The sequence below is a fragment of the Symplocastrum torsivum genome (genome assembly GCF_059505465.1).
The window spans coordinates 1-5,438 of sequence record NZ_JCACKQ010000109.1 but is presented as its reverse complement, the minus strand read 5'-3'; the positions used below and the strand labels follow the sequence as shown (position 1 = coordinate 5,438).

Here is a 5,438-nt window from a genome sequence, read left to right as displayed (position 1 = left end):
CGATTCAATGTAAGCCGTTTACCAGTCCCTAGAAGTAAACCAGTGAGGGGCAACAGCATAACAACTCATACCACTTTGTTGCTTTGAACAGAGGAGAGATTTAGATGTCAGAGAACAATAAAGCAATTTTAGAAGCGGCAAACGCGGCGATCGCCCAAGGCAACTATGAAGGATTCTTGTCGTTCTGCACCGACGACACGGAATGGACATTTGTCGGCGACAGAACCCTGAAAGGAAAAGCAGCCGTTCGCCAATGGATGGCAACGGAGTATGTGGAACCGCCTTTGAATATCGTTGCGAACTTGATCGCTGAGGGGGATTTCGTCACGGCACTCGGCGACCTCACAATCAAGGACGAAGACGGGAAGGCGGCTCATTACTCGTACTGCGACATCTGGCGCTTTCGCGGCGACAAGATGGTCGAATTAAGAGCTTTCGTAATCCCAGCCGAAGTCAAGGCTGAAACTAGCAATGCAGCGTAAATCATCTGCAAAAGTCAGGATGTATTCTCATGAAAAACGTAACTTATGTGGAGGCTGCTCGGTGGGGTAAGTATCGGGGGTGGCGGTATGTTCTGGGGCTGGTGGTCATCCTCTTTGCGTGGCTGGTGGTTGGAACTGGTGCCAGCGTACTCGTCGCGTTCGCGTTTAGCGGTCAACCGGATTACTCTGTGCTTGGTCCTTTCGGGAAGTTCTTGTTTGTTATGGCGGGTTTTCCGTTCTTCCTCTCGGGGGTTCTCATCGCCGTTACCCTTATCCACCGCCGCCATCCCCGGACGCTGGTTACGGCGCGGGAGCGGATCGACTGGCGTCGCATCGGTCAGGGGTTTGTGGCGTGGTCCGTTCCAGCGTGTCTGATCGGCGTGCTGGGACAGTACCTCTTCTACCCCAACACCTTTTCCTTCAACTCCAACCTTGCGACGTTCGCGCTCTTCGTGCCACTGGCACTGATCTTCACCGCGATCCAGACGACCACGGAGGAGCTTTTCTTTCGCGGATACGTTGTGCAGGGCGCGAGCATGATCTCGACCAACCGCGTTTTTCTGGCGCTCGTGGCGGCAGTGGTATTCACCCTGCCGCACCTCTTAAACCCGGAGGTGAGCGCAGGTGGCTGGCTGACGGTCTTTTCCAACTACTTCCTCGTTCCGGGTCTGTTGTGGACTGTGGTCTCGTTGATTGACGGAACCACTGAACTCGCCATCGGCGTACATTTCGCGAATAACATCGGCAGCATACTCCTGTTCAACATAACTGGAAGTGCTGTGACCACACCGGCTCTGTTCACAATCAGCGAGTATCACGCCACCTACGGGGCGCTATCAGTGCTGGTTGCAATACCCGTGTTCCTGGCGATCGCCTACAAGGTGTTCAAACGCGACGAGGCATCCGAACCCGTTTTCCAGGGTCATCAGAAGGGTCGTCGGTGATCTCGTCAGTTCGTTGCTGAAGGTCAATCTTGATTGAAACAGGAGAAACAAAATAATACTGCAAGACAAAGTGGTGTTAGTGACAGGAGGCGCATCGGGAATTGATCGAGCAACTGCCAGATATCTCCTTGCGATCGCATTCCTGAACCACAGCAACGCTTGACCTTGGAGTATAGACCATAGTTTAGAGCGGTGTAGATCTGAATTACAAGTTATCAACGAGAAAGAAGCAAATGAACAATACTGATAAAGTTTGGTTGATTACTGGAAGTTCCACAGGATTGGGGCGTGCTTTGGCGCAAGCCGTGCTAGAGCGTGGATATCATTTAGTTGCCACTGCCCGTCAGCCTGAACAATTAAAAGAACTGAGCGATCGCTATCCGGATCGGGTCACGACGATTGCGCTTGATGTCACTAATGCTCAATCGATTCAGCAAGCTATAGAAGCTGCATTGAACGCTTACAATCGCATTGATGTACTCGTCAACAATGCGGGTTACGGTACAGTAGGCGCGATCGAAGAAGTGAACGACGATGATATCAGACGGCAGTTTGACACCAACCTATTTGGTGCAATCAATGTGACTCGTGCAGTTTTGCCAACCCTGCGTGAACAGCGAAGCGGTCATATCCTCAACATTTCTTCGGCGAATGGGATTAGCGCGTTTGCAGGAGTGGGAATTTATAGTGCAACAAAATTTGCTTTAGAAGCAATTTCTGAAGCGCTGGCACAAGAAGTGAAGCCGTTGGGGATTAAAGTCACAATTATTGAACCTGGCTCCTCTCGAACGAATTTTAGTAGTCGAGCGCTTTCCACACTATCCCATCAAATTAATGACTATGCTCAAACGAGTGGCAAAATAGTCCAACGGCTTCAGGAGAGGGATGGCAAACAACCTAATGATCCGGCGAAGGCAGCAGCAGCAATGATTCAAGTGGTTGAGAGTGACAATCCACCCTTGCGCTTAGCATTAGGCAAAGATTCGGTGAATTTGATTACTCAAAAACTCGAATCGATGAAAGCTGAATTAGAGGCATGGAAAGACGTGTCGATGAACACAGCGTTTGAAGAAGTAAAAGCGAGTGTGGGGTAGCCTCCTTTCCAAATCATGAATCGACAGAAGACCCACTGCACCCGTTTCAACAGATACGAACTTGGTTTTCATCCCACATCTAAAGGAGCCATGCTATGTCAACGTTTGTTTTGGTTCACGGTTCATGGCACGATGGTTCTGCTTGGAACGCGGTTATCCAACATCTAGAAACGAGAGGTCATCAGGCTTTTGCTCCTACGATCGCTGGACATGGAAAAGGTGTGAACAAAAACGTTAACCATACTCAATGTACGCAATCGATCGTTGATTACATTGTGAGCAAAGACTTAACCGATATTGTTCTCTTAGGTCATAGTTTTGCCGGAACAATCATTGCAAAAGTTGCTGAAGCGATTCCCGATCACATTCGACGGCTCATCTTCTTCGATGCCTTTGTCCTAAATGATGGTGAGAGCCTCAACGATAACGTTCCACCGCATTATCAAGCGTTAATCGACTCTCTAGCGAGCGAATCAGACGATAACACAGTGATGATGCCGTTTGAGATTTGGCGAGAAGCGTTTCTCAACGATGCTGACCTCGATTTGGCTCGATCGAGTTACGCACGATTATCACCTGAACCGTCAGAAAAGATTATTGTGGCAGGGCGCGACTAGCAGCAGAATTTGCAATCACCAACCCACTAATGTCGCCGTCATTTAACAAACAATGACCTGAAAAGGAGAAATCATGACAACTACATACCGTCACAGTGCTGCTTTCAACGATCTCGCAGCAATTTTTGATTATATTGTGATTGGTGCCGGTTCAGCAGGCTGCGTTGTTGCCAACCGTCTTACAGAAGACCCTAATACTAAAGTATTGCTGCTCGAAGCGGGTGGTCCTGATACCAAGCCAGAACTTGAAGTTCCCTCAGTGTGGCCGACTACACTCTTAGGCTCGGAAGTGGACTGGGCATACTTAACTGAAGGGGAACCTTACTTAAATAACCGCAAAATTTTCTCTTCACGCGGTAAAGTCTTGGGCGGCAGCAGTTCGATTAATGGCATGATTTATATACGAGGCAATGAACGTGACTACAATAGCTGGCAAGCATTAGGTAATATTGGTTGGAGTTATCAGGATGTCCTGCCTTACTTCAAGAAATCGGAAAACCAGCAGCGAGGAGCATCGTTATTTCACGGGGTTGATGGACCACTTAGCATCACAGATCCACTCTCTCCTGCAAAAGTGTCGCAACGCTTTGTGGAAGCCGCGATCGCACAGGGCTATGAGCAAAATCCCGACTTTAATGGCGTACAGCAGGAAGGTGCAGGACTTTACCAAGTGACCGTGAAAGATGGTAAGCGCCAAAGTACAGCAGTGGCATTTCTGCGTCCGATTAAAGATCGCCCCAACTTGACGATTCAAACAGGAGCATTGGTGACTCGTTTACTTTTTGAGGGAAAGCGCACGGTAGGGGTAGTGTATGTTCAAAACGGAACGGAGTATCAAGTTAGGGTCAACTCCGAAGTGATTTTGAGTGCTGGCGCCTTCGATTCTCCTAAACTGCTAATGCTTTCTGGAATTGGACCAGCTGAACATCTGCGGGCTTCCGGCATTCCTGTAGTTTTTGATTTGCCGGGTGTCGGCCAGAATCTTCAAGATCACCCACTTGCTGTTATTGCCTACCAGTCTACTACTGACGTGCCCCTTGCGCCAAGTAGTAATGGGGGAGAGGCTGGGTTATTTCTGCATACCAACAATAATTTAGATGCGGCGCCTAATTTGCAATTTACAATTGTTCCGGTTTTATATGTCGATCCTGCCTATGCACGTGAAGGTCCGGCTTTCACCCTTCCCTTTTACATCACCCATCCCGAAAGTCGTGGTAGCGTAAGACTACGTTCCTCCTCCCCCTTCGACCCACCGTTGATTCGGGTCAACTATCTTCAGAAAGAATCTGACATGCAACTGATGGTTGAAGGACTTAAAATTTTGCGTCGAATTGTGTACTCCGATGCGTTTAATGAGTTTCGGGGCGAGGAAATTGCTCCAGGGAGTTCCGTGCATAGCGACAAAGCAATCGAAGATTATATTCGGCAAACGTGCGGTACGGGATGGCATCCTGTTGGGACGTGCAAAATGGGTATTGATCAAATGGCGGTTGTCGATCCTCAACTCAAGGTACGGGGGATTGAAGGGTTACGAGTTGTTGATGCATCGATTATGCCAACTATGATCACAGGAAACACAAATGCATCGGCAATTATGATTGGAGAAAAGGCTGCCGATTTGATAAAAGTTGGAACAAAATTGCCTCAATGATGGTGAAAGCCTCAGAGATAGCCTTCCGCCGCACTATCAAGCGTTAATCGACTCTCTAGCGAACGAATCAGACGATAACACAGTGATGATGCCGTTTGAGATTTGGCGAGAAGCGTTTCTCAACGATGCTGACCTCGATTTGGCTCGATCGAGTTACGCACACCTATCCCCTGAACCGTATCAACCGTGGATTACAAGCTGGACTTTAGGCAGTTTTACTCGCTGCCCATTCCTAAAAGTTACCTCTACTGTACAGAAGACACTGCTTTACCTCAAGGCGAGTGGGGATGGCATCCCAGGATGTCTAACCGCTTAGGGCAATTTCGGTTCGTGCAAATGCCCGGTAGCCATGAGGTGATGTTTTCTAACTCGGTTGGTTTAGCAGAAAAGATTATTGTGGCAGGACGGGACTAGCAACATGATGGCTTCATAACAAAATAAACGAGTTGCTCCGTTCGGCAGTAGAGGGTGACACGGCTTGGGCTGAGTGGTACTGGTTCGGCACCCATCGTGATGGTACGCAGTTTGGTATGCGCGGCGTGAGTATTCTTGGTGTACAAGCGGATCAGATCAAGTGGGCACGCTTGTATATGGACATTCGTGACAAGTTAAGGCAAAGTAATTGTTGTCAATGAGACAATATACTTAAT

General features: G+C 48.6%; 7 protein-coding genes. All 7 read left to right on the top strand.

Annotated elements, in window-relative coordinates:
• The first annotated feature begins 104 nt into the window (after positions 1-104).
• The 7 genes from AC5JL3_RS25110 (at position 105) to AC5JL3_RS25080 (ending at position 5,423) form a co-directional block, all read left to right on the top strand.
• Positions 105-482, top strand: coding sequence for a nuclear transport factor 2 family protein (locus AC5JL3_RS25110; protein ID WP_496077073.1), 378 nt, complete (start codon positions 105-107; stop codon positions 480-482).
• Positions 483-511: 29 nt separating this feature from the next.
• Positions 512-1,426 carry a CPBP family intramembrane glutamic endopeptidase gene (locus tag AC5JL3_RS25105; RefSeq protein ID WP_496077072.1) on the top strand — a complete coding sequence of 305 codons (915 nt, stop codon included), beginning with the start codon at positions 512-514 and terminating at the stop codon, positions 1,424-1,426.
• Positions 1,427-1,659: 233 nt separating this feature from the next.
• Complete coding sequence (locus AC5JL3_RS25100; RefSeq protein ID WP_496077071.1) at positions 1,660-2,520, top strand: oxidoreductase; 861 nt, start codon at positions 1,660-1,662, stop codon at positions 2,518-2,520.
• A 95-nt stretch (positions 2,521-2,615) separates the two neighbouring features.
• Positions 2,616-3,137 (top strand): alpha/beta hydrolase, encoded by a 522-nt coding sequence (locus AC5JL3_RS25095; protein ID WP_496077070.1) that lies wholly within the window; start codon positions 2,616-2,618, stop codon positions 3,135-3,137.
• A 73-nt stretch (positions 3,138-3,210) separates the two neighbouring features.
• The gene (locus AC5JL3_RS25090) at positions 3,211-4,788 is read left to right on the top strand and encodes a GMC family oxidoreductase (protein WP_496077069.1); all 1,578 of its coding nucleotides are present in this window, start codon (positions 3,211-3,213) and stop codon (positions 4,786-4,788) included.
• Positions 4,766-5,104, top strand: coding sequence for a hypothetical protein (locus AC5JL3_RS25085; protein WP_496077068.1), 339 nt, complete (start codon positions 4,766-4,768; stop codon positions 5,102-5,104). Before AC5JL3_RS25090 ends, AC5JL3_RS25085 begins: the two co-directional genes overlap by 23 nt.
• A gap of 130 nt (positions 5,105-5,234) precedes the next feature.
• Positions 5,235-5,423 (top strand): nuclear transport factor 2-like protein, encoded by a 189-nt coding sequence (locus AC5JL3_RS25080; RefSeq protein WP_496077067.1) that lies wholly within the window; start codon positions 5,235-5,237, stop codon positions 5,421-5,423.
• Positions 5,424-5,438 lie beyond the last annotated feature (15 nt).

Excerpts from the sequence above, each read along its gene's own strand:
- AC5JL3_RS25100 (WP_496077071.1), top strand. The coding sequence starts at position 1,660 with ATGAACAATACTGATAAAGTTTGGTTGATTACTGGAAGTTCCACAGGA.
- AC5JL3_RS25110 (WP_496077073.1), top strand. The coding sequence starts at position 105 with ATGTCAGAGAACAATAAAGCAATTTTAGAAGCGGCAAACGCGGCGATC.
- AC5JL3_RS25105 (WP_496077072.1), top strand. The coding sequence starts at position 512 with ATGAAAAACGTAACTTATGTGGAGGCTGCTCGGTGGGGTAAGTATCGG.
- AC5JL3_RS25090 (WP_496077069.1), top strand. The coding sequence starts at position 3,211 with ATGACAACTACATACCGTCACAGTGCTGCTTTCAACGATCTCGCAGCA.
- AC5JL3_RS25095 (WP_496077070.1), top strand. The coding sequence starts at position 2,616 with ATGTCAACGTTTGTTTTGGTTCACGGTTCATGGCACGATGGTTCTGCT.